The following is a 24,122-nucleotide window of genomic DNA, read 5'->3' as shown; positions in this document are numbered from 1 at the left end:
CAACCTTTTGCAATGACGACCCGCATGGCCGCTCAACCTCCGACAACGCCGAATTCAATCTTTGTGCAGATCGCGAGTTATCGCGATTCGCAATTGATTCCCACCTTGCTGGATCTGATCAACAACGCAAAAAGTCCCGATCTGTTGCGCATCGTCGTTTGCTGGCAGCACGCTTCCGACGAACCGATCGGCGCTTTCTGGCGTGAGGGCATCGGCAAATGGCGCAAGGAACAGGTTGACGGCCGGACTATCCATCATCTGTCTTATCGCGACGCGAAAATCGAACTGATCGACGTCCCGCACATGATGACGCAAGGAGCATGCTGGGCTCGCAACCTGCTCCAGCAGCGCTATCGTGGCGAGCGCTATACGTTGCAGCTCGACTCGCATCATCGTTTCATCGACGCGTGGGACGCTGCGGCCATCGAAATGCTCGAGTCGCTGCGCGACAAAAGCGCTAAGCCGGTGCTTACCACCTACCTGCCGATGTACGACCCGGAAAACAATGGCAGAAACGACGACGTGCCGTTCGTCATGGCCTACTCATCTTTCAGCAAAGAAGGCGTCGTTCTGTTTAACTCCAAACGCCTGGCGGATTGGGACAGGCTCGAGCGTCCGGTGCGTACGCGCTTCTATAGCGCACATTTCGCGTTCGCCGACGGCCACTTCGCCGAAACCGTGCAGCACGATCCAAACTACTTTTTCCTCGGCGAAGAGATCTCGATTGCGGTCCGCGCATTCACGCACGGCTACGATCTGTACAGCCCGCATCGGATAATCGGCTGGCACGAATATACGCGTGCTCATCGTGTGAAGATGTGGCACGACCACAATCACGAAGCCGCGGCCCGCTGCGAAATAGACGAACCGTGGCATGAGCGCAACCAGCGTTCCTTGCAGCGCAATCGCGCATTGCTCGGCATCGATGGAGAAACGGCTCCGGCGGAGCATTTCGGCAAATACGGACTCGGCACCGAACGAACACTGGCCGACTACGAGGCCTATGCGGGAATCAGCTTCGCCTGGCGTGGCGTTCAGCCCGCAGTACTCAATCATGAGCCGCCCGTGCCAGGCGCACAGCGCGGGGACGAGGCGGCCTGGAAAGCATCACTGCTACGCGCATACGACCTGCGGGTCTACGTACGCCAAAAGAGCTTCGATAAACATGGTGCCGCCCCCGGTGTCCCGGTAACGCTGCCGGCAGCGACGTCGGCCACGGTCACTGTCCACGGCAGCGGCGAAACGACACTGCACGAGGAACACGTCGACGCAAAGCGCTTGTTGCGATATCGAAAAGACGAGCGGCTAGACTTCCATTTGAGCTTCCATCTGAGCTTCGGATCAGAGCTTGAACGGATCCCAACCGCCTATACAGTCGCCTTGTTCGACGAGGGCGGCAATCTGCTGAGCCGGGTCCGCCGCGAGATCGACGCATGACGCTTCCGCGCCGGCAACGTACGGCCGCGTCTGCGGCTGCGCGTGGCCGAGCGGATTGCACCACGTCAGCGGATTCGGTGCGTAGCGATAAGGGCTGACACCGGCCTCGCCGATTCGATCGGGGCTAATGTAGCGGCCGGCGCTTGGATCGTAGAACCGCGCACCGTTGTAATGCAGCGCCGTTTCATCGTCCGCGTATTGGCCGGCGTAACGCAAAGGCTGAGCCACTGCGTCACCGTGTCCCCACTCCAACGCAACGAGAGTACCCCAGGCCCGATAGCGCCTGCTCCAAACCAACTGGCCCGATTCGTCGGTTAGCGCGACAGCGGTGCCGGCTGCATCGGTGTGATAGTGATAGACCTGCGTGTCCCCGATCTTGCCGTCGTCGTCGAGGCTTTGGTCGATGCATGCTAACGGCGCAAAACCGGTTGAGCGAGGCGGTTCCGGCTGATACAGGTAGGTGCGTACTACGGTTTGGCGCTGCTCCTGCAACAGACGAGCCCCCTGCCACACATAGCGCGTGACCTCGTCGTGCACCGGTATGGGCGACTGCTGCGGTTGATACGAAGATCTCTGCGACGCATCAGCCTCGACGCGCTTCGAAATGCGCCGGCCGAGTGCGTCGTATTGATAGCGCACGGTGCGGCCGTTGCGATGGACAGCAATGAGCCGCCCCTCCGCATCCCAATCGAGGGACAACGTGTGGTCGCGCCCGCTTCTACGCACCAGTTGGCCCCACGCATCGTAGTCGTAACGATAGCCCCGGCACTCGCGCAGCCGATGATCGGGATGGGCGGCCGGCAACCAGTTGCCACCGGGTGCGTCGAGCAGGTTGCCAGCGCCATCCCAGGTGAAATACTCGATGTCCAGCGGCTCCGACACCCGTCTCAGCATACAGCCGCGCCGGTCATAGTCGTACCAGCTCTGGTCTTCGCCCGGGCCCTTGGCTCTGACGATCAGGTCGGCTGGACTGTAGTCGACGTCGTGCGACAGTTCGCTTGCCCATTTGGGCTCGGCAGTCGACGCGCACTGCTCGGCTCCGAGCAGAGAACGCCACCACACCGGCAAGCCCAGCATCGAATAACCGGTATGCGTGCGCAACGGGCCCTGCGTACGCGCGACCTCGCGGTGCATCGCGTCATACCAGAAGTGCGCGATCTGCCGGTCGTCCAGTTCGACGAGCGCGATGTCGCCGGTTGCAAAGCGGCGCGTACGTACCAGTTGTCCCTGAGGGAGCCGGGTCGCGACAAGCCGGCCGGTCGCGTTATACGTATAATGCAGCGCGCCGTTTGCGCCGTGCTCCGCGACCACGCGGCCCGCCGTATCGTATTCGAAGCGGATTTCGTCCGCCCCAAGGCCGAGCAACTCTCCCCGCTGCGTTGGCGTGCGGCTGATGCCCTCGAGTAAACCGCGTGGACCGTAGCGATAGGTGTAACGGTTGTGCTCGGTTTCGCGTTGAACCAGAGCGCCCGCGTCGTCATAGGCAAACGTTTCCCGGCGTTGCAGCGGGCCCGCCTGCCACGTGATGCGGGCGATCAGCCCCGCCTCCGTATAGTCGAAGCTGCGCTGCACGCCATCCGCATCGGTAATCGCCACGCAGTGGCTCGCATCCCACTGCATCGTTTGCACCGCGCCGTTCGAACTTTCGATGCGCACGGGCCGGCCATGAGCATCGTACGTGCGCGCGATCACGTGGCCCTCCTCGTCGACCCCACGCACGACGTTGCCGCGCCGGTCCCGCTCCCAATGGCGGCTCTGGCCGCTCGGTCCGACGAACGAACTGCGCTGACCAGCGGCGTTCCATGTATGGCGCTCCACGCGCCCGTCTGGGCGCGTTACGGTCAATGGCCGGCCGAGACGGTCGCGCTCGATTCGTGTGACCGCGCCGAGCGCGTCGGTCACGCTGACACAGTAGCCGTTGACGTCGTATTCGTAGGCCGTCGTACCGCCATCGACCGCCGTGCACCGGATCACTTGCCCCCACGCATTACGTTCGAAGCTGGTGGCATGGCCCGCCGCGTCGGTCGCGCGGGCAATCTCGCCATCGGCCCCGTATTCGAAGCGCGTGACTTCTCCGGAGGGCGTCTGGCAGTGCAACGGCTGCAAGCGATCGTTGCGCGCCCACAGCCACGCGCGGCCATCGCCGAGCGCAACCGATACCGGAGCGCGCGATGCGAACGCGTACTGCGTGGCGCGAGTCTTGCCCTGCGGATCCGTCTCCGATACCAACCGTCCGAGCGTATCGTAGGCGAGCCTCACCACCCGTTCGCCGGGCAACTGCACGGTGAGCGGCGCGTCGGCGTCCCCGTAGTCGAAACGGTAGCGTCGGCCGTCGAAGTCCGTGTGTGAGAGCACGCGGCCCAGGTCATCGCATTGCCAGCGCGCGCTGCGGCCGAACACGTCGGTGACTTCGCTGGTCCGGCTGTCGACATCGTACGTAAAGCGCTCGCGCGCGCCCTCAGAGGTGACCCGTTGAACCACCCGCGCGGTCGCGCCGACGCTCTGCCACACGTAGCGCGTCGCCATTCCCAGCGCGTCGGCTTCCTCGACGATGCGGCCATCGCGGTACGCGAAGCGACGCACGAGTTCGCCGGCACGATTGCGCACCTGGGTCAACTCGCCAAGTTGGCTGTAGCCGTACTGGACCAGCGCGCCGGAGGGGCCGCCGTCGATACACTCGACGGCGCTCAGGCGTTTGCCCGCTTTGACGCCCATCAGCGTTTCGTAGTGCATCCGCAATTCGTGGCCGCAAGTGCCGCGCATCCGCAGCAGGCGCCCGTCGGTATCCCAGATCAAACCGATTCGCTGCTTGCCCAGATCTTCGACGTACTTGAGCCGCGCGATTCCATTTGCGTCGAACTCGCCGAACACCCGGTAAAGCGGCTGCAGATCCGCCACGACGATCCGACCATCGCTCAGGTGCGCGACGTGTAACTGAGCGGACGTTGCGATCACCTGCTTTCCACGCTCCGGAAACGGCACGCTGAGCGTGCTGCCGTATTCATCGGTATAGACGAGCTGGTCGCCGTGCTTGTGCAGCGTGACTTCCCAACGCGTACGCCAACCGACGCCAAGCAGACCGACTGCTGGCTGCGCACTCGAATAGCCGCGCGACCAGCCGAGCGGCAGACGGCCGCGCAACTCAAAATCGGTTTCGCGGGCGGGCAGGCAGACCTTGCTCCCGGTCGGCACGTCGACGCAGCCGCACAGGATGCCCGACAGCGCGGGTCGTATCCGATACCGGTCCACCACGTCGCCCAGCCGCTCGCAGCGGTCGAGCAGCGGCCCGGCACTCGCCAGCGGCAACTTGACACCGGGCAACTGCACCAGCTCCCCTCCGATTCCCGCGATTCCAGTCGTCACTTCGATACCCTCGCAATCACGATCCGATCAGCACGTCCATCGATCCGGTAGCGATCGGTGAGCCGCACGACGCGAGACAACCGGCAAACGCCGCCGGCAAGCTGTTGATCGTGACGGAAGACGAACCGAGTACGACTGCCTGGGCGGACGGGTGCAACCCGCACACTGCGCAGCTCAAGCCGACGAGTGCTGCGGGAAGTCCATTGATAAATACAGACGGTGAGCCGGTGACGACGGCGCCGCCGTGTTTGATTGCATCGCCTTTTCGGGCTGCTGGAAACATGCTGAATGTGCTCCTTGAGCAAACTGAAGATCCGGGCAACTGCCATGAGCCTTTACGCCCTGCAGTTGCCGGGTTGGAACGAGCGTCGTATTAGGCCTCTTGCCTCACCGTACTTGGCGGCGGCTCCTCGGTCTCTGGAGGTTCCTCGGTCTCCGGAGGCTCCTCGGTCTCCGGGGGCTCTTCGGTCGGCGGCGGCTCTTCGGTCTCCGGCGGTTCTTCGGTCTCCGGCGGTTCTTCGGTCTGCGGCGGCTCCTCGGTCTCCGGCGGCTCCTCGGTCGGCGGCGGCTCCTCGGTCTGCGGCGGTTCCTCGGTCTCCGGCGGCTCCTCGGTCTGCGGCGGCTCCTCGGTCTGCGGCGGTTCCTCGGTCTGCGGCGGCTCCTCGGTCTGCGGCGGTTCCTCGGTCTGCGGCGGCGGCTCCGTCTGCGTCGGCGGCTCCGTCCCCCCTGGCGGAGTCATCCCCGGCGGCGAAATAATCGGCAAGTTCGCCACCGCGAGCAACGCCGACGCCAGCATCGGCAACTCGACCGGCGGAACCTCCACCGCGGCGAGCGCTTCGAGCGGCAGATGCACGCCACTGCTACCGCAATCGTCATCACACGGATTGAGTTCGAGCGGCGCCCCCTCCACCACGACCCGGTCGTCGCCCTGCACGGTGATCTGCTTGCCGATCAGCTTGATCACACCGTCCGAACTCATGGTCAGCGACGACTGACCGCAAGTGATCGACAGTGAACTGCCGGCCAGCAACTGATACGCACCACCGACCGTATGCGACGACAAACCTCCGATCGTGACGGCCTGCGCACCACCGACCGAGACGGTACGCGCGCCGCCCACCTTCAGCGACGACACGGCGCCGACCTCGACCGACTGCGCAAGCTTGAACCTCTCCGTGACGTCACCCATCACGTCGAGCACGTACGGGCCAGCCGCGGAGACGTTCATCCCGGCGCCGACGGTGAGCGTGTGCTCGGCGGCCACGCCGACCGTGAAGTCGGCGCCCACGGTGTGCGACTCGCTCGCCTTCGTCAAGCGGGTCATCTCGCGTTCCGCCTGGATCATCACCTCTTCGGCACCGGCCTTGTCCTCGAAACGGATCGTGTTGTAGTTCTGCGTGCCGCCTTCCAGCGAGCGGCTCATCAGTCCGCTCTGCGTCGCATTGCCCGGCAGTTCCCAAGGCGGTCGCGTCATCGTGTTGTAAAGACTGCCGGTGATCAGCGGACGATCCGGGTCGCCATTCCAGAAGTCGACGATGACCTCCTGGCCGATCCGCGGAATATAGATGCCGCCGAAGCTCGCGCCGGCCCACGCCTGACTGACGCGAACCCAGCACGAGTCCGTTTCGCGGTTGCGCCCGTAGCGGTCCCACACGAAGCGAATCCTGACCCGGCCGAACTCGTCGGTCCACAACTCGTTGTCCGGCGGCCCGACGACAACCGCCGACTGCGGCCCGTTCACAAGCGGCTTCGGCGTATTGCGCGGCAACCGGAACATCTCGCTGGTCGGCTGCACCGCGAACTCGTTCTTGCACGTGTATTCGTAGGCACTCCCCGATTCGTCCGGCGTGCCGGTCAGTGTCAGTTTCGAGCCGATTACCAGGTACTCGACGTTCGCGGCCGTGTAGTAGTAGTCCGTCAACTCGAAAGCCTGGCCGCACGCGAGTCCACGCACGTTGCCTTGGCCCTTGCCGCGCCGCGCGGGCGCGCGCAGCGTTTCCATGCGTACCCGCGCGAGCAGTGCGCCGTGGCCGGCGTCGGTATAGTCGCCCGGCCATTCATAGCGCTCGAGCGTGTTCCAGCTGGTGTCGCGCGGTTGCTGGTTGATCGCGCGCATGTCGGCACGCGAGCGGGTAAAGTCGAAATCGCTCGTCACGTAGTGACCGGTGCACAGCGTTTCCGTGGTGGAAAACTCGCTGATGTACTCGGCATCGGTCTTGCCTTCCTGCGGCTGGAAACGCAGCGTCTGATACGCGGGGTTTTGCGATTTGCGGTGCACGCCGACGTGATCGCACAGCACGAGCCGGTGCTTGCTGTCGGAATGCTCGAAAAACCAGTAAATCCCCCATTCCTCCATCAAGCGCTGGATGAAACGGAAATCGGTCTCGCCGTACTGCACCTGAAACGCGCGCGGCTCGTTGCGCGGGCTTTCGCCTATCACCCCATAGCGGCTCGCGTCGAGACGCTTTTCGACGGGGAACGGGTAGTCCTTCAGGACCTCGTCGATGATTTCGACGACGGTCTTGTCCTGAAATATCTTGAAGTCGGAGGTCAGGTCAGCGAGCCACAGCCACGGCCTCAGCACCACGCGATATACGTTGTAACGGCCTTCGCGACGCAGATACGACGCCTCGGCGACCAGCCCGGTGATCTCGCGCCGCGCGGCGGCCAGGTCGAGCGCCACGCCGAGCGGCTGATCGAGTTCGATCGTCACGGTCATTTCCTTGCCGAGCAGCGCGCTCAGATCGACGTTCGCGCTGACGGCGAGCGGCACCGTCGTATCGTCGGGGGTGCGCAGTTCCAGCTTGTATTCATACAGCTTGCCGAGCTCTTCCTCCCCTTCCAGTTTCAGGAATTCGAGCGCGGGCTGCCCCAGCAGTTGAGGCATCGCCGCACTGGAGACCGTGACCGTGCGATTCTGAACAGCGACTTGGTTCAAAGCGTTATTCGACATGCACTCCTCTAGCTTCGATTTTCGGTTCGTCGACAACGAACCAGTGAGAAACGGCGCGCCGGCACCGGCCGGTTCATCGCGGAAAATTCCCGGACATTAGCCGGCCACATCGGTGAGCCCCCCTGCGGTGACAGGCGCGCGCTCGGCAGTGCTGCCCGCGCGGCCCGGGCAGCGAAAGCCCCTGAGCAAAGCGATCAATTGCGGTCCCGAGTGCGAGCCGGACGTCATTTCGAGCACCGCATGACGGTCGTCGAAATTGAAATCCACCGCTGAACGGCTGGCCGACAGCGTCGAGCTCGTGTGACCGCGATCGATCAGGCGAAACAGCGCCCACGGCCCTTCGGCCATCAACGTCGACGTGTCGGGCCGCACGCGCGGATTCGCGGTAATGCCGGCCATCGAGCCGCCGCGCGGTCCGGGCCAGGTGATCGGATAAGTGGTGACGGGCCCGTGCGCATAGCGCAAGCTCTGGCCGTCGATGTCGATCGTCAGATCAGTAATTTCCGGGTCCAGCGACACGACCTTCAGTCCCATCTTCCAGGCCATCCGGTTCGCACCCGGATCGCGGAAAAAGGTTTGACGGATCGCGGCGGCACGCTCGAACGGCTCGAGACTCGGACCGCGCATCGGCGGCATGCCGGGGCTGACCGATTTGTACCGCCACGGCCGGATGCTCGTATCGACCCGGCTCGCGAGCGTCTTCTGGAAGAAATCGTCGAGCAGCCCGCCCGCCGCGAATACACGGTTGAAGTCGTCGATATCGACGTCCTGACCGCCTGCCGCGAACGGATATTTGCCTTCGATCGCGCGACGGCATTCGCCGCCGACACTCGATTCGACCTGCAGCGTCAGCAGCGAGCCGACTCCGCGGTCGACCTTGTTCATCGATTGCGACGCGAGACCCGCAAGCACCGCGCGAAACGGTGCAGGCAGCTTTTCCGCCTCGAGTTGCAGCGTGGCGCCGAGGTCGTCGACCGCCGGCATCGTGTTGGTGGCGAGCACGTTGCCGGCCATCACGACGCGGGTGTACTGCTCGTTGATCAGACCAATCACCGCATCGAGCCGCAACGCGCTGCTGCTCACCGGCGCCGGCTGCGCGGCCGACGCCGGACCCGACGCGGAGGCCGTGACGATACCGGCCTGGCCGGTCACGACTTCGCGCAGCGCGTCGAAACGGCTGTCGACCAGTTCGCGCTCCATCTTCTGCTGCGTCAGCTGGCCGAAGGCGGTCGCGGCGGCGACGGCGCTCGCCGCGCGCGCGACCCGCGAGCGGCTGGTCAGCAGCTTCATCGCGCCGTCGGTAACGGCCGGCTCGTCCGCGCCGGCGGCCGCCGACAGCGAGGTCTCGCGCACCGCGGTGCGGGCGAGCCGCGCCAGCGGCGAATCGGGCGCTGCCAGCGCGCGCAGCGTCTGAAGATCGGCCGAGAACGTGCCACGCGAGCCGGATGCCGGTCTGATTTCGTCGAGAAACTGCTGCCAGTGATTGCCGTAATCGGTCAGAAACTGGCGGCGGATGTCGTCGGCGAGTCTGTCGTTGCGCGCGCGCAGCGCGTCGCCGGTGGCGACGGCCCGCCAGCGCGACGTCGCGCCTGCCTCGCCCATCACCCACGTGTCCTCTTTTTGCGCCTGCGCGAGAAACTCGGGCAAGCGCTTATTGAACACCTCGTGATAGCCGTCGTACGTATAGAGACCCGGTATGCCCCGTTCGAGCGTCGAGCCGTCGACGAGCTTGAACACCGTCAACGCCTGCGGACCGGCCGCGCTGAGCAGCGTGACGTTCTCCGGCGCCTCGGCCGCCATCGCTTGCATCGCACGTTCGTAGAGCCGCCCGGCGGCCGGATTGCGGCCGAGGAAATCGCGTGCGCGCGCGACCAGCGGCGCGTTCATCGGCGTTGCGGGCGTGGCGGGCACGCCGGCCGCGAACAACGCATCGAGGTGGCGCGCCATCACGCTGCGCTCGCCGAGCGACGCGGCGCTGTTCGTCTGTTCCCAGTCGTTCAATACCCATGCCTTGATCGCTTTCGCGTCGTAGTGCGAACGATCGAACAGCATCAGGTACACCGACAGCGTGCGATAGACGCCGTCCGCGTCCTGTGCGCCGAGTTGGGTATCGAGTGCCGTTTCGAACCGGCCGACGATTTGCGGCAGCAACATCTGCCGCAGCAGTCTCGCGTAGGTCTCGTCAGCCGCGCTGCTGACGGCGGGCGCGCTATAGAGTCCGTAGCGCCATGACAGGCCCGGGCTGTTCAGGTCCACGTCGCGAAACTGCGGCAGATCGCGCGACGCCGACAGAATCGGCCCGGTCGAACCGGGCTGCGGCGCTTTACGCAGCGCTCCGACGCGCGCGGCGAGCGCGTCGGACTTCTTGTCGATCGCGGCCAGGTACTCTCGGTTATTGCCGTAACTCACGATCAGCCCGCCGAGCAGCCACACCGCCGCGACGATCGCGAGCAGATGGCCGACCACGCGCAGCGCGCGAAAACGTATCTCCCAGTACAGATTCGGCCGCACCAGATGCCCTTCTGCGAGAATCACGCGTTGGAACAGATTGCGCAGAAAGTAGCCGCGATAGGCGGTCGGCCCTTCCTGGCCGGATGCGAATGCCGAGGACGACAGGCCTGCCTTCGACTCGCCGCCGAACAGTCCGGCCAGCCCGCGGCGCAGCCGCTGCAACAGGGTTGAACGATCGGCCGGCACCACCTCGTGGGTCTGCGCCGCGCTGGTGAAATAGACGCCGCGCAGCGTGCTGTTCAACTGCGCGTCGTCGTACTTCGAGTCGAGAAACACCAGCGCGAGCAGTTCGGTCAGCTCCGCGCCGAGGCTGCGAAATTCCGACGGCAGCGCATACAGCTTCTTGCGCCGATCCACCTCGTAGACTTCCTGCAGGCGCGTATTGATGCCGTCCTCGAGCCCGCGTTCGAGCTCGCGCAGCTCCGCCGCGCAGGTCAGACGCAATGCGTCGCGGCTGTGCTCCTCGTCGTCGTCCCGATAAGGCAACGTGAAGCCGAGAATCTGCGCGCGGCTTTCCGCGGTCAGCGACTGGAAATATTCGCCGAAACCGGGCAACAGATCGAGCTTGGTCACGAGCACGTAGACCGGAAAGCGGATGCCGAGTTGCTGACGCAATTCGCTCAGCCGCGCGCGCAGCGACGCGGCCAGCGCGGTCCGCTCGGACGCCGCGCAGCTAAGCAGTTCCTCGGCCGATACGACCAGCAACGCACCGTTGATCGGCGCACGCGGCCGCCGCTTGCGCAGCAGTGCGAGGAAACCCTGCCATTCCTGCCCGTTCGTGAGCTGCCGCTCGGCCGCGGTCGCCCCGTCGTCCGACGGGCCCGCTGCCGCGTCGTGGACCGTATAGCGGCCAGCGGTATCGATCAGTACGGCCTCGTTGGCGAACCACCAGTCGCAATTTTTTGTTTGCACGCGCTGGCTGAGCGACGTCGCGACCATCTGGTCGGCGTCCGGAAAATCGAGACCCGAATTCAGAACCAGCGTGGTCTTGCCGGCCCCCGGCGAGCCGACCACCATGTACCACGGCAGTTCATACAGGTAACGCTGGCTTTCGAGCAGGCGACGCACTCCGGCCGGGCCGCCGCGCAGACGCTTGAGCTTGTCGATCGCTTTCGCGACCACGCTATTGAGGTCACGGATTGCCGCGCGCCCCGCCGGCGGCGCTGAGTTAGCGTCCTTCGCCTTGCTGCCGAACGGATGCAGCACGCGTTGCAGCATCACCTCGTCGCCGCGCACGGTCTGCCACAGCCGATAGAGCCGGTAGATCGCGTAGCCGGCGAGCAGCAGCGAGATGGCCAGCACCCGTGACCACGACGCCCCGAACGGATGCGCATCGCCGAAGGCGAGCAGCGGTCCGAAATACCACAGCGCAAGAGCCAGCAGCGCCACGCCGATCGGCGCGGGCGACCAGTTGAGCAGCAGGAACAGCAACAGCGCCAGCAGTATGACGATGGCCAGCGTGCGCGACAAAATGCTTTCCAGGGGCTGATAATCGCCGAACGCGATCAACGGTCCGATGAACCAGATCGCCGCGGCGGCAACGAGAATTGCCGCGAATACGAGCGCCTGGCGCGAAATAATGAGCTTCCAGAAACGGTTCAGAAAAGACATGGAGGTTTCCCGTTATTGCGTGACGAAGACTTCCACGCGTCGATTGCGGGAACGACCTTCCACCGTCGCGTTGTCGGCGACGGGTTGCGTATCGCCCTTGCCGACCGCGACCACGCGATCGGCGGGCATACCGTGCGCCTTCAGCGCAGCAGCGACGAACGCCGCGCGTTGCTCCGACAACACCTGGTTGTTCGGAAACTCCGCGGTGCGAATCGGCCGGTTGTCGGTGTGGCCGGTCACGGTGACGTGGCCGCCGACTCGCACGACTTCCTGCGCGACCTTTGTCAGCACCGGATCCAACTCCGGGCGGATCCGGCTCTGGCCCGGCAGGAACACGTAATCGCCCTTGAAAACGACTTTGCTGCTGCGCTCGTCTTCGTCGACCGTCACCTGGCCGCGCGCGATCTCGTTCTTCAGCAACACCGACAGACGCAGACGCTGCGGCACGACCGTCGGTTCGACTTTCACCGCCTGACCGATCGAGAGAATCTTCGCGTCGAGCGTACGGGTGTCGGTCAGCAGTTCGTACTTGTACCAGGCGAAGAGCGCGAAGACGGTCAACGCGGCGACACCCGCGCTCGCCCAGACTGGCACGCTTCTGAGCAGCGGCATCCGGCCCGGCTCTTCGCCACGCCAATGCGGTGACAGCTCGAGACGCAGCGTGTCGCGCGCGCCGCTGATCAGCGTGAGCAAACGTTGGCGAATCTGCTCGAGATGTCGCGGACCATCGACGACCACGCTGTAGCGCCCCTCGAAACCGAGGCCGAGAATGCGATACAGCACTTCGAGCACGTCGATATATTCCTGCGGGTCCGTGGCCATCCGGCCGATCAGCAGGAAGAACTTCTCGCCGCCGTCCACTTCGCCTTCGAACGTGATCAGCAGACTGCGCGCGGCCCATACGCCGACCCCGCCCCAGCGCGTGCGGTTCGCGGCTTCGTCGAGTGCGGTGCACAGCGCATAGCGGACCGCCGCGACGTGCTTCCACGGCAGATTCGCCTTGTCGCAGACTTTCTGAAACGCGCTCACTTCACGTACCAGCAACGCACGCAGGCCTTCGACCGCGGCGCGCGATTCGAGCGCAGCCGGCATGTCGGCCAGCATCCGCAACAGCGGCTGCGCGGCCTCGCGCAACGGGTTCTGAGCGAGCGCCATGCGCTCGAGGCGGACGGTCAGATCTTCAGGCGGATCGAACGCGGTCGCATCGACGGCCGGCTCAGGACCGGCCCCCGCTGCCGTGGCCGAACTCGTTGCCGGGCGCCCCGCTGCGAACACCGATGGCGGCTCGTTGCCCGAGGTGCCGGAATCCGGCTCCGCCAGAAAGTTGAACGCGTCGTCGACTGGTGCACCTGTACTCATTTTTGACGTACGCCCCACAGTTCAAGCTTGAGTTCCGGGAAATGTCCGGCGATATGCATCGCAAGGCCGCCGTGGCGCGCGACCTGCTCCCAGAACGGTCCCGAGCGCGCGAGCTCGAAATAGACGAAACCGGAATTGAATGGAATCTGCCGTGGCGGCACCGGCAGCGACGACATCGTCAGCCCCGGCAGGTGCGAGCGGATCAGTTCCGGCAGACGCTGCGGATGGCTGATCTTGGTCTGCGCGAGGAACTGCTGCTGCAGCAGTTCGGGGGGCATTTGCGCGCCGACCGCAAGCACGAGACTCGAATAGCCGGCGAGTTCGGTCGGCAGCACGCTCGCCGTGCGGATGCCATGCGCCTGCTCGGTGAGCGGAATCGGCTGCGCGCCGCGAATCAGCACCTGGTTCAGCAGATGGTGCACCTCATCGACCAGCGGCCTGATGCTCTTGTATAACTGCGCGTGGTCATAGCCTGGTGCCGGCGCCGGACGCCGCGTCTGCGGACGCACGAACGTCGACAGTTCACCGGCGAGCAGCGCCAGTTCGCGGTACAGCTCCACCGGCGCGGTCTCCTCGAGCTTGCAGATATGTTCGAGCAGCGGCTCATAGCGATTGAGTACCTGTAGCAGCAGATAGTCCGCCACTTCGGCTGCCGTGCCGGTGCGGCCATCGGTGCCGGAAAGACGGGCCGCCAATGCGTCCGCACGCAGTCTCGCGAGTCCGTGCAACTGCAGCGTCCATTCACGCAACAGCGGATTCGCGCCGTACGCGGTGACCGGCGGAATGTGCTCGGCGCTATGCAGCGACACTGCGCCATCGGCCTGCAGCGCATTGACGCGCGTCAGCGCAATGCCGATCCACGACTGTGTCAGCTCCTTCTCGGGCAGCAGCCGCATCCGCAGATTCGCGAGCTGCACGGGCTTGGGTCCTTGCCCGATCGCGTTGCTGTCGCGCAATTCCGTGTCGTACGCGAGATAGCGCGCGAGCGAGCCGCTCTGCTCGGCAAACGCGGTTTCCTCGGTATTGGGCAAACGCAGCGGGACCGCGAGATAAATCAGCTGGTCCTGATGTTCCGGGCCGATCGTGAGCGGCGGCGGCGGCGGCGTGAGACCCGGCACGTCGAACGGTGTGCCGTCCGGAAATACGCCGACTCCGCTCTTGAACACGATCTTGCCGAATCCGAGTGATTCCTGATCGATCTCATAGCGGCCGAAGCCCCAGAAAAAAGGACTCAGTGGCGCACTGCGGCGATGCGCGAGCGATTCGAAATACCGTTCCTGCTGTTGAAACAGCTGCGGACGCAAGAACAGGCCTTCGCTCCAAACAACCTTGTTATACCAACTCATCGAAATTAGTCTGACTTTGAAATCGAAACAGCGCGCTGGTCCAGTTGGACCGTTAGCTTCTGCGTCTTGTCTGGAATGGCCATCCGGTACCACGAGGCGTCGGGCGCGACCGGCAGTCGATAGACCGTCCGCCACACGGATTTCCCCAACTCGCGATAACCGGCCAGCACACCGATTGCGGTGGTGGCGGGGTTCGACTTGCGGGTAATCTCGCGCTGGTCGCCGGGGCGCAAAATGAACTCGTCGACCATCAGCACGTCTTCGCCCAGTACTTTTTTGTCGTCGCTTTGCAGCGTGAAAAAGTCGGCGCTCTCGAAAGCCGTTGCGGACTTCAACTCGTAGACGCGCACCTGGATCGGTGCCGCGTTGCCCCACTCGTTCGGATTGACGCTGTCGTTAGCGACGATCCGTAGCCGTAGATTCATTTGCTCCTTTGCGACCGGCGTCGGTGTGCTGCTGCACGCGCTCACCAGCACGCATGCGCTACCGAGCGCGAGCCATGCGGTGAAGCGTAGCCATATCGCAAAGCGGGAGAATAGATTCGGAACCATCTGAGGAAAACCAACGTGATCTCGCACGTCGCCCTGAATGAATTAACCAGGATACCTGCATCCAGCCTGGCATCCTGGCTAAGCAAGGTGGACGCTCACCGGGAACCCGGTGAGGCCACGATTCAGGCACACATATGAGTTAGGCGGTGTTCTTCTTGATGTCGAACGTCGCCGTAATCGCACCGCCACTGCCGCCCTGTGCGTTCTGCACCATGTACTCCTGCTTCAGACGGGCAAACGACAGACGCACTCGTTCGGCCGGCCGCGATTCGCTGTCGCTGACGCCCGACGGATGGACTGCGGTCACCAGCACGTCATTCATCGTGAACTTGATGTACTCGAGCGGGCTGCCGCCAGCCTTACGCACGACGAGCTTCGCTTCGTCGATATGCTTGCCGGTCAGGCAGTACTGGGTCAGGTTCGGAGTGGCGCGATCGATGTAGTGCTCGAACTCGAGGTCGTCCACCGTTGCACGACCCGCACCGCCGCCGGAGCCGACGTGCATGTTGGATTGCTGCGTGACGCCCCACGACCAGCTCAGGACATCGATTTCGTCCTTGTGGCTTGCGTCTTCCGACTCCCCATCAATCCCGTTGATCTTGAGAAAGATGTCTTGTGCCATGAAAGTACTCCTTGGTACGTGATTAGTTTTAAGGATGCTGATTGGAAGCCAGGCATATTTAATGAGCGCCTGTCCATCGCTCAGTTACCGGTATTTAGCGACCGGAATTTGATTTGCGATCACACCAGTCCCATCGGGTTGTCGAATTCCGTCTCTCACCGAACCAGCTACGCTTGCTCAAGCCGCTTCCTTCACCATCGGCAGCTTTGCGACGAGACGAAGCGAAACAGTCAGGCCCTCGAGCTGGAAATGCGGACGCAAAAAGAACTTCGCCTGGTAGTAGCCGGGATTGCCCTCGACGTCCTCGACCACCACTTCGGCGGCCGCGAGTGGCCGACGTGCCTTGGTTTCCTGCGACGAATTCGCTGGGTCAGCGTCGACGTACTTCATCACCCATTCGTTGAGCCACTGTTGCATTTCGTCGCGCTCCTTGAAGGAGCCGATCTTGTCGCGCACGATGCACTTCAGGTAATGCGCGAAGCGCGAGCAGGCGAACAGATACGGCAGACGTGCCGACAGATTTGCGTTCGCGGTCGCGTCCGGGTCGTAGTACTCGACTGGCTTCTGCAGCGACTGGGCGCCGATGAATGCTGCGTAGTCGGTGTTCTTGCGGTGGATCAGCGGCATGAAACCGTTCTTCGACAGTTCGGCCTCGCGGCGGTCGGAGATCGCGATTTCGGTCGGACATTTCATGTCGATGCCGCCGTCGTCGGTCGGGAACGTATGGCACGGCAGGTTCTCGACCACACCGCCGCTTTCCACGCCGCGAATCAGTGTGCACCAGCCGTAGTGTTTGAATGAACGGTTGATGTTCACGGCCATCGCATACGCGGCGTTCGACCACACATAGCGGCGATGATCGGAGCCGTCGGTCGCCTCCTCGAAATTGAATTCGTCGACCGGGTTGGTCTTGATCCCATACGGCAGACGCGCGAGGAAACGCGGCATTGCGAGACCGATGTAGCGCGAGTCCTCCGAATTACGCAGCGAGTTCCATGGTGCGTACTCGAGGTTCTGCGTGAAGATCTTGGTCAGATCACGCGGGTTCGCGAGTTCCTGCCACGAATCCATTTGCAGCACCGACGGAGCCGCTCCAGTAATGAACGGCGCGTGCGATGCGGCCGCAACCTTCGCGATCGACGCAAGCAGATCGACGTCGGGCGGTGTGTGATCGAAGTAATAGTCGGCCACGAGACAGCCATATGGCTCGCCGCCCAATTGCCCGTATTCCTCTTCGTAAATCTGCTTGAAGAATGGACTCTGGTCCCACGCGATGCCCTTGTAGCGCTTCATCGTGCGGCGCAGATCATCTTTCGACACATCCATGAAACGGATCTTCAGTTTCTCATCCGTTTCGGTATTCGTGACGAGGTGGTGCAGGCCGCGCCACGCGCTTTCCAGTTGCTGGAAATCCTCGTGATGCAAGATCAGATTGATCTGCTCGGATAACTTACGATCGATCTCGCCGATGATCGATTCGATATTCTTGTATGCGTCGTCGGACACGGTCACCGACGTGAGTAGCGCCTGCTGCGCGAGCGTTCGTACCGCACCTTCGACCGCTTCGCGCGCGCGTTCGGTTTTCGGTTTGAACTCACGCGACAGCAGTGCGTTGAACTCCGATTGATTGGTCACGCTCGCCGCTTCTTTGGCGCGCATATTCGCTTGATTTTGGCCCATCGTTTCCCCACTGATTTAAGGCTGAGCTTTCGCGTGGAAAGCGGGAATCATTCCTTGTTCGCCGGCTCTGCGGCCGAAGTTGCTGACGGCTTCGGCGCCTTCGCCAGCGCCTGCAGCAGCGCCGGGTCTCTGAGCACCTTGCTGACGAGACCTTCCGCGCCGCTCTTGCCGTCCATGTACGTTTGCAGGTTTGCAAGCTGCGTGCGTGCTTCGAGCAACTGCGAAAGCGCATCGACCTTTTTGGCGACCGCTGCGGGAGAGAAGTCGTCCATGCTCTCGAACGTGATGTCGACCATCAGCTGGCCTTCATTCGTCAGCGTGTTCGGCACCGCGAACGCGACACGCGGCTTCATCGCCTTCATCCGCTCGTCGAAATTGTCGATGTCGATGCTGAAGAACTTGCGATCGCCGACGGCGGGCAGCGGTTCGAGCGGCTTGCCCGACAGGTCGGCCAGCACGCCCATCACGAACGGCAGTTCGACCTTTTTGTCCGAACCGTAAATTTCCACGTCGTATTCAATCTGAACGCGGGGAGCACGATTACGTGCGATGAATTTTTGAGAACTGTTAGAAACCGGCATAGTGCTCTGACGTTATTTCGCTCAAGAGAAAAGAGAAGCGGCGATACGGCAAACTGGTAAGAAGCCGATCAGCACCTGAGTGATACTAAATTTCCAGGCGGCGAGAAGATATGGGCGATCGCCCAAATGTGGATGGCAGTTCGTCGCAGCTATTAACGAGACCGATGCCGTGTACCGGCAGCACGCATCACGACCGCAATGCTTGGCAAGCGCTAGCGCTCGCTCGAATCCAGAATGAGGGTAATTTCGACGCGGCGGTTCATTGCGCGCCCGTCATCGGTCTGGTTGCTTGCGAGCGGTTGCGTATCGCCATACCCCTGAATTGCAAAGCGAGTGACAGGTAATGCCGCGGTGTTGACGAACCAGTCGCGAATCGCCCGCGCTCGTGCCTCGGAAAGCTTCTGGTTGGCGGAGCTGGAGCCGACGTTGTCGGTGTGACCCGCGATCAGAATCCGTTTGTCCGGATTCGCACGAATCAGATCCAGCGCACTTCGAAGTCGAGGCTCCGCGCCTGGCTTGAGCGTAGTCTTACCGCTGTCGAACAGCGACAGATTGTCGATCGTCACACCGACCACGGGCGGACGCCACTCGGCAATGGCGCGCTCGAGCGGCGCTTGCAGCTCGGTGCCACGATAAAATCCCCAGCCCAAAGTGGCCGGCACACCGCCGCGCGCGTAGCCGGCCAGTTCCGCGTCACGCGTTCGCAGCGCTTCGACCTGGACGCGTCTCGCGTCGGCCAGTGACTCGGGCGTGCGCCGGTAGCCATCGAGTTGCTGCGTCACCCGCGCGACCAACCGGCTGTTCGACCATCCCGCCACGCCAAGCGAGACGACCAGCGCCACAGCCGATGCCGCCACCGCATGCACGATCAAACGATTCTGTGCGTACGCCTTCTGGTGCGCAACCGACACGCCGGCTATCCGACATGCGCTAATGTCGGGCAGTGGCAGAGGTTGTCCTTCCGGCGACGTCCGCGGCAACTGCAAACTCGTCTTGCCGGTCAACCAGCGTGTCCACGCGCCGTGGTGCGGTGGTAGATACCCGACATCGGCCAACAGCACCCCGCGCAGCGAGAACGGCGCGGTGTTTGCGAGCGACGTGAGGATCGACAACAGCGCGGTGTCCTCGAGCCAGTCGAACACCGAATGCGCGAGCCCGGCCGGGGTCGTCCGCTCGCCCTGCGTGCGTGAAAGCCATGCGCGATCCAGTTGCTGGCGGATCACGCGTACGCGTTGCCGCGCATTTTCGCTGGCGGGTTGCGTGCCGGATATGTGGACCACATCGATGTCGACCACATCGCCATACCAGAGCGGCGACGCCACGGCACCGGAGCGTGCACCGAGACACGCGTAGATCGCGATATAGCAAGGCAACGCGCACGCGCGGTGACGGGTGCTTTGATCGAGTGCGTATCGCCAGCGCGAAAACTGTTGACGAAGCGTCGCGTCGTCCCGGTCGCCATCGGGGACAACCGGTATCCACACGGCATCCGGCCAGCGCTGATGGGACGCCTTGATCGTTGCAATCGACTCGGCGAGTTCGTCCGGGCTGGGAACCAGCAGCCATACCGCGCCGCCGTAATGGCGTCCCACCGATGCGTGTTCGGGCTGGTCGAACACCGCTGCCGCGTGCGGCCCCACCACTAGGATGATCGGCAGTTCGGGGGACGCGACAGGTTGAACAGTGATGGACTTGCGCGCCGCGCGGCGCTGCCCGTGAATGAGCAGCGCCGCAGCGCCCAGCGCTGTCAATACGATCAGCGCTGGCACGAGCGGCCACCACGGCTGAAGATGAGCGGGCAAACCTAGCCATAGCAGGCTTGCGATCAGCGGTGCGATCCAGAGCAACGGTGCGCGATAGCGGTCGGCGAGCATCACTGGACGTCCTCATGCGGGGCAGTGCTAATCGGCGCAATAGCTGGGTCCGGCAAGCGGCCGATCGCCGAGCGCAGACTCGCATCGAAAGCGATCCACAACGTGCCGATAGCAACGGCCGCGACCATCACAACGCCGGCGATCCAGCGAGTCAGCTCCGCCCGCGACGATGCGGTCGCGCCCTTTGCCGCGCCAGTGGAGGTCGTCTGAATCGCTCCAGAACTGGCTGGCTCTGCCGGTGCAAGCCGATCCAGCGCCGACTTCACGCGCTGGAGGCAGGCCCCCGCGCTTTCCCGATCGCCATCGAAACCGAGTTCGAGCACGATGCCGTACAACTCGAGTAAGCCGGCATCCTGACGACCAGTAGCGAGCAACGCGTCGATCCGTGCCCGGACGCGCACCGCGCCGTCGCTCACGCGATGAAACCGCATCTGCAGCGATTCACGCAGCCATTCGTGCTGTTGTCGTAGCGGCAATACACGCAACGTCAGTTCATCGAGCAGCACGCATTGCGCAAGACTGATTTCGTCGATCCTGGCTGGCGGGCAGCTTGCATCGCGCAGGTCGTCGCGCAGTGTCTCGACCAGCGTGCCGCAACGCGCACGCCACGAATGGATGTCGGGTATTGCCGCGCCGCAGCCCAACAATTCGGCATGGAGCGCTGTCGCGCGCAACTGGGTCAGCATGGATCGCGGTGCGTCGAGCATCATCAAGGCAACATGTATTCGCTGAACGCGTCAGGGTACTTCGACGACATACGTGACAAAGGTGCTCACGGTGCCGGCCGTGGCCCGCCCCGTTGCGTAGTAGCTCGCAATGAAGTTCGCCTGCGTTGGATCGGTCGAGGTGACCGGAATGACATTCATTGTGGAGCGATCGCCGATCCTGATCGGCGAGCCGTCCGCGTTCGCGAGCATCACCTGCACGTTGGTTGCCGACGCCGCGTTGCCCGCGTTCTGGGGATTGAGGTAACCGGTGACGGAATCGGCTGCCGGACCGCTTTCGAAATACACGCGCGCGCCCGTCACGCCGCTCGGGCATTGCATCGTGATACTGAACGGCGTGGAACCCGCCACCGCCCCGGGCTCCGACAACGACTGCGCCGATACCGTAGGCAGCGTCACGGTCATATCGGGCGAGCTGATCAACGGACACGTCGTCGGCACGTAGGTCCCGGTGAAATTGAGCGTGACGGAAGGCGCAGACTGCGCTTGCGCATTGATAGATCCCAGCAAGGCACTGGCCATCAGACCGGCTAGAAGACTGAACCTGAGGCCTGGCATCGAGCCGACACTGCGGATGTATTTTTCGATAATCTGCATTTTCCGACCTCCCCTGTCGGCGCAATCGTTGGAACCGCGACGCTGTCGTACCATTGCGTCGCGGCTCGCAATTCACTGAAGCGAACTGACCAGATTCGAGCTCGCCGAACGTTTCGCCACGGCTTTCGCCGGCGGGGACCAGACCAGCGTCGGGTCGCAGCTCAGCTTGATGCGTGCGACGATCCCCGTGGGCCGACTGGTATCCGTCGTGTCCTCATCCGGTACCTTGTAGGCCATTACGCACTGCTGCGCGTCGTCGTTGCCCCAGCGCACTCGCAACTTGCCTTCGCCCTCGAGGCCGCGCAGATACGCGAGACCGCCCTGGCCGACGATACCCACCGATTTCTCGGTCTCGTCGAACAGCTCGGTACCCATCGGCAGCGCCTTGCCCTCCCGATCTTCGACTTCGGCGAACAGCGGCGTGCCCTGCGTGGTCGCGATCTTCACCTTCACCAGCGAGTTCGCGCGCGGCACCACCTCCTCGCTGGTGTTGCCCAGTTCGATATCGAGCGGCACATCGCTCGGGTCGAGAGCGACGGTATTGACACGGTATGGCGTCAGCGACGACACCACCGCATAGCCGTTGTCGTCGATCCGCGCGCCCTGGCCGTTGATGATCCGGCCGCCCTTTGCCCCTTTCGCCTCGACCAGTGCGAACGCCTGACCGAGCGGCGGACTCAGCGTGACGCCACCGTCGTGGATGATCACCGCGCCGTCCGCATTGAATGCGGCCTGGCGCGTCTTGTTGCCGACCGATGCATTGCCGTTGAAGGTCGCGTACGGCGCGCGGTAAGTCGCATACCCGCCACCCGACACCGCGCGGTTGTCGCCGGAAACGATTCGCGACGCAGTGATCCCGTAGTTGATCGGCGTAGACCCGGTGGTATTACCCGAGGCCGTGGCCTGGATCGAGCTGTCGCCGTTCGAGGTATGTGAAAGATTGGTGGTCAGATAGTCGAACATGTGCGACTTGTTCGAATCCACGCGGCCGAGCGGAATAGTGAGATTCAAGCCCACCTGCGTGTTCATGCCCGCGTTCTGCAAACGTGTGCGCTGCCCATACAGCGAATAGGAGATGCGCTTGTACGAGCTGTTAAAGCCGAGCTGATACTGAAGATCGTAACCCTTCGACGCGCCCCAATAGTTTTGCGAACTGCCGGCAATGAACAGAGAACTGGACTCGCCGATCGGCTGGTTGATGTTCAACTGCAGACGGCTACGCGTGCGATAGTCGTAGATGCCGGACCGGTCCCCGGCGACGTTACGGGCATAAATGGCGTCGCGCAGGCTATAAAAGCGTGAGGTCGAATAGCGGTAAGCCGCAACCGAGAAGTTCGTGTTCAGCCCCGGCACCATCTTGCTGTAGCTGAGCCGGGTACTGTAGCCGGGACTACCACCCGACTCCCCTGGCAAATTGACGCCAGCCGCGGTGACGTCCAACGCGAATGCGCCGATTGGCGTATTCAACGCAACGCCAACCAGTCCTGCCCAGTATCCTTCCGAAAACTGGCCACCCGTGTAGCCGGTCAACAGGTTGGTCAGGCCGCGCTGATAAACCGCCTGTGCGACCCAGGGCTGCTTGTCGAGAACAGTGTCACGGTAGACCCCGGCCGTCACGTTGAAACGCGAAATACCGGGGCGCAGCAACTGCGTGACGGACGCGAACGGGACGAAAAAGGTCCGCTGGCGGCCGTCCGCTTCGGTGATGGTGACCTGCAAGTCACCGCCGTAGCCGGTTGCCGGCAGGTCGCTCAACTCGAACGGGCCGGGCGGTACGCTGGTCTCGCTCAGGATGATGTTGTTCTGCCGCACCGTGACACGCGCATTGGTGTCCGCCACGCCGCGCACGACCGGTGCGTACGAGCGCATCGAATCCGGCAGCATGCGGTCGTCGCTGGACAACTGCGCACCGCGCACATTGAACGAGTCGAACACGTCGCCGCTCGTCGAGCTGTCGCCGATCGTGAATTGACTCCTGAGCGCCGTGACGTCGTGTTGCGCGTACAGCGCGACGCTCTGCCAGCGCGCGTCGGCCGAACGGTTTTGCCACGTCGCGGTGGAGCGCTGACGAAAACGCCAGCCGCCGACGTTGAACCCACTTTGAAGACCGAGGTAGACGCTGCTCAGGTCGACGCCAGTGCTGTTCTGGTGACTCGCATAACTGGCCAGACTGTATTGCACGAAGCCAGCGGTAATGCCGTTGTCCCAGCGGGATGGGTCGACATAGCCGGCTGCTTCCTTGCGCAACTCAAGCTGAGGAATCGACACATCGAGTTGCAGATCCGCGGTGTTGAACGATGCGGTCGATCCCGGCACCGCCTCTGACAGCGGGACACACTGCGAGGCCTGCTCCGCGCCGCCGAGGTCGCCCATACCCGCGGCCTTGTAGCGCTCGAATACCCGACTGGTATCGACGCCTGCGCGGTCGAGATTGGCCATTGTGAAGCACGGTGCGGCGATATCCGAATCCGCCACCGCGTCAAAGCGCACCTCGAAGCGTCCGCGCTTTTTTCCGTTGACGTATAGATCGAGCGGATACAGTCCAGGCGCCACCGGATTGCCCCGCGTGTAGCGCGACAGATCGGCGACATTCCCAGTAAAGAACGCCGGATTGAACTCGACTTCCTGCGGCGGTTCGATCGGCGCCGCCTGGCCTGTTGGAATAACCGCCGGCGCTGCCTCCGGCACGTCAACCGCATCGACCTCTAACGGTTGAGCCGACTCTGGGCCCGTGCAATCGCCGGACAGATTCGCCTCCGAGCCGTCCGGCAAGCATGCCGCAACCGCCGGGCTCGCGGAAAATACCCAACCTGACGCTATGAATGCCGCCCACGCAAGCGGGTGACATCTGAAGGGGACACTACGGACTACTGATTCAATCGCCGTCTTCTTATTCCGCACGCAGGCCATAC

Annotated in this window: 15 protein-coding genes; 1 reads left to right on the top strand and 14 read right to left on the bottom strand. The window is 63.4% G+C overall.

Annotation, left to right across the window (positions count from 1 at the left end):
- The first annotated feature begins 24 nt into the window (after nt 1-24).
- Nucleotides 25-1,437, top strand: a complete 1,413-nt coding sequence (locus LJ656_RS24225; RefSeq protein ID WP_230512052.1) for a GlcNAc-transferase family protein — start codon at nt 25-27, stop codon at nt 1,435-1,437.
- Here LJ656_RS24225 and LJ656_RS24220 read toward each other — a convergent pair.
- From LJ656_RS24220 to LJ656_RS24155, 14 genes are all read right to left on the bottom strand, one after another.
- Nucleotides 1,342-4,800 carry an RHS repeat-associated core domain-containing protein gene (locus LJ656_RS24220; RefSeq protein WP_230512051.1) on the bottom strand — a complete coding sequence of 1,153 codons (3,459 nt, stop codon included), beginning with the start codon at nt 4,798-4,800 and terminating at the stop codon, nt 1,342-1,344. The genes LJ656_RS24225 and LJ656_RS24220 overlap by 96 nt on opposite strands.
- A 16-nt stretch (nt 4,801-4,816) precedes the next feature.
- Nucleotides 4,817-5,083 carry a PAAR domain-containing protein gene (locus LJ656_RS24215; RefSeq protein WP_230512050.1) on the bottom strand — a complete coding sequence of 89 codons (267 nt, stop codon included), beginning with the start codon at nt 5,081-5,083 and terminating at the stop codon, nt 4,817-4,819.
- A gap of 90 nt (nt 5,084-5,173) precedes the next feature.
- Nucleotides 5,174-7,753: a type VI secretion system Vgr family protein gene (locus LJ656_RS24210; protein ID WP_230512049.1), complete on the bottom strand. Its 2,580-nt coding sequence runs from the start codon at nt 7,751-7,753 to the stop codon at nt 5,174-5,176.
- A gap of 96 nt (nt 7,754-7,849) precedes the next feature.
- Entirely contained in the window at nt 7,850-11,875 is a 4,026-nt protein-coding gene (gene tssM, locus LJ656_RS24205) for a type VI secretion system membrane subunit TssM (protein WP_230512048.1), read from the bottom strand.
- A 12-nt stretch (nt 11,876-11,887) separates the two neighbouring features.
- On the bottom strand, nt 11,888-13,234 hold the full coding sequence (tssL, locus tag LJ656_RS24200) for a type VI secretion system protein TssL, long form (protein WP_230512047.1): 1,347 nt from the start codon (nt 13,232-13,234) through the stop codon (nt 11,888-11,890).
- Nucleotides 13,231-14,580 carry a type VI secretion system baseplate subunit TssK gene (tssK, locus tag LJ656_RS24195; protein ID WP_230512046.1) on the bottom strand — a complete coding sequence of 450 codons (1,350 nt, stop codon included), beginning with the start codon at nt 14,578-14,580 and terminating at the stop codon, nt 13,231-13,233. The genes tssL and tssK overlap by 4 nt, the downstream gene beginning before the upstream one ends.
- Before the next feature lie 5 nt (nt 14,581-14,585).
- Nucleotides 14,586-15,131: a type VI secretion system lipoprotein TssJ gene (gene tssJ / locus LJ656_RS24190; RefSeq protein WP_230512045.1), complete on the bottom strand. Its 546-nt coding sequence runs from the start codon at nt 15,129-15,131 to the stop codon at nt 14,586-14,588.
- 139 nt (nt 15,132-15,270) lie between these two features.
- The gene (locus LJ656_RS24185; protein ID WP_230512044.1) at nt 15,271-15,753 is read right to left on the bottom strand and encodes an Hcp family type VI secretion system effector; all 483 of its coding nucleotides are present in this window, start codon (nt 15,751-15,753) and stop codon (nt 15,271-15,273) included.
- A gap of 177 nt (nt 15,754-15,930) precedes the next feature.
- Nucleotides 15,931-17,412: a type VI secretion system contractile sheath large subunit gene (gene tssC / locus LJ656_RS24180; protein ID WP_230512043.1), complete on the bottom strand. Its 1,482-nt coding sequence runs from the start codon at nt 17,410-17,412 to the stop codon at nt 15,931-15,933.
- A 68-nt stretch (nt 17,413-17,480) separates the two neighbouring features.
- On the bottom strand, nt 17,481-18,014 hold the full coding sequence (tssB, locus tag LJ656_RS24175; protein WP_230512042.1) for a type VI secretion system contractile sheath small subunit: 534 nt from the start codon (nt 18,012-18,014) through the stop codon (nt 17,481-17,483).
- A 212-nt stretch (nt 18,015-18,226) separates the two neighbouring features.
- Entirely contained in the window at nt 18,227-19,888 is a 1,662-nt protein-coding gene (locus LJ656_RS24170; protein WP_230512041.1) for an OmpA family protein, read from the bottom strand.
- Entirely contained in the window at nt 19,888-20,574 is a 687-nt protein-coding gene (locus LJ656_RS24165) for a DotU family type IV/VI secretion system protein (RefSeq protein WP_230512040.1), read from the bottom strand. The genes LJ656_RS24170 and LJ656_RS24165 overlap by 1 nt, the downstream gene beginning before the upstream one ends.
- A 51-nt stretch (nt 20,575-20,625) precedes the next feature.
- On the bottom strand, nt 20,626-21,210 hold the full coding sequence (locus LJ656_RS24160) for a fimbrial protein (RefSeq protein WP_230512039.1): 585 nt from the start codon (nt 21,208-21,210) through the stop codon (nt 20,626-20,628).
- Nucleotides 21,211-21,282: 72 nt separating this feature from the next.
- On the bottom strand, nt 21,283-24,120 hold the full coding sequence (locus LJ656_RS24155) for a fimbria/pilus outer membrane usher protein (RefSeq protein ID WP_268998762.1): 2,838 nt from the start codon (nt 24,118-24,120) through the stop codon (nt 21,283-21,285).
- Nucleotides 24,121-24,122 lie beyond the last annotated feature (2 nt).

The sequence above is a fragment of the Paraburkholderia sejongensis genome (genome assembly GCF_020880815.1).
Lineage (GTDB): Bacteria > Pseudomonadota > Gammaproteobacteria > Burkholderiales > Burkholderiaceae > Paraburkholderia > Paraburkholderia sejongensis.
This window is presented reverse-complemented; position numbering and strand designations above follow the sequence as displayed.

What these genes read in the sequence shown, in the direction of transcription:
- LJ656_RS24185 (WP_230512044.1), bottom strand. Translation starts at nt 15,753, where the DNA reads ATGGCACAAGACATCTTTCTCAAGATCAACGGGATTGATGGGGAGTCG.
- LJ656_RS24215 (WP_230512050.1), bottom strand. Translation starts at nt 5,083, where the DNA reads ATGTTTCCAGCAGCCCGAAAAGGCGATGCAATCAAACACGGCGGCGCC.
- LJ656_RS24160 (WP_230512039.1), bottom strand. Translation starts at nt 21,210, where the DNA reads ATGCAGATTATCGAAAAATACATCCGCAGTGTCGGCTCGATGCCAGGC.
- tssK (WP_230512046.1), bottom strand. Translation starts at nt 14,580, where the DNA reads ATGAGTTGGTATAACAAGGTTGTTTGGAGCGAAGGCCTGTTCTTGCGT.
- tssB (WP_230512042.1), bottom strand. Translation starts at nt 18,014, where the DNA reads ATGCCGGTTTCTAACAGTTCTCAAAAATTCATCGCACGTAATCGTGCT.
- LJ656_RS24210 (WP_230512049.1), bottom strand. Translation starts at nt 7,753, where the DNA reads ATGTCGAATAACGCTTTGAACCAAGTCGCTGTTCAGAATCGCACGGTC.
- LJ656_RS24225 (WP_230512052.1), top strand. Translation starts at nt 25, where the DNA reads ATGGCCGCTCAACCTCCGACAACGCCGAATTCAATCTTTGTGCAGATC.
- LJ656_RS24170 (WP_230512041.1), bottom strand. Translation starts at nt 19,888, where the DNA reads ATGCTCGCCGACCGCTATCGCGCACCGTTGCTCTGGATCGCACCGCTG.
- LJ656_RS24165 (WP_230512040.1), bottom strand. Translation starts at nt 20,574, where the DNA reads ATGCTGACCCAGTTGCGCGCGACAGCGCTCCATGCCGAATTGTTGGGC.
- tssM (WP_230512048.1), bottom strand. Translation starts at nt 11,875, where the DNA reads ATGTCTTTTCTGAACCGTTTCTGGAAGCTCATTATTTCGCGCCAGGCG.
- LJ656_RS24155 (WP_268998762.1), bottom strand. Translation starts at nt 24,120, where the DNA reads ATGGCCTGCGTGCGGAATAAGAAGACGGCGATTGAATCAGTAGTCCGT.
- tssJ (WP_230512045.1), bottom strand. Translation starts at nt 15,131, where the DNA reads ATGGTTCCGAATCTATTCTCCCGCTTTGCGATATGGCTACGCTTCACC.
- tssL (WP_230512047.1), bottom strand. Translation starts at nt 13,234, where the DNA reads ATGAGTACAGGTGCACCAGTCGACGACGCGTTCAACTTTCTGGCGGAG.
- tssC (WP_230512043.1), bottom strand. Translation starts at nt 17,412, where the DNA reads ATGCGCGCCAAAGAAGCGGCGAGCGTGACCAATCAATCGGAGTTCAAC.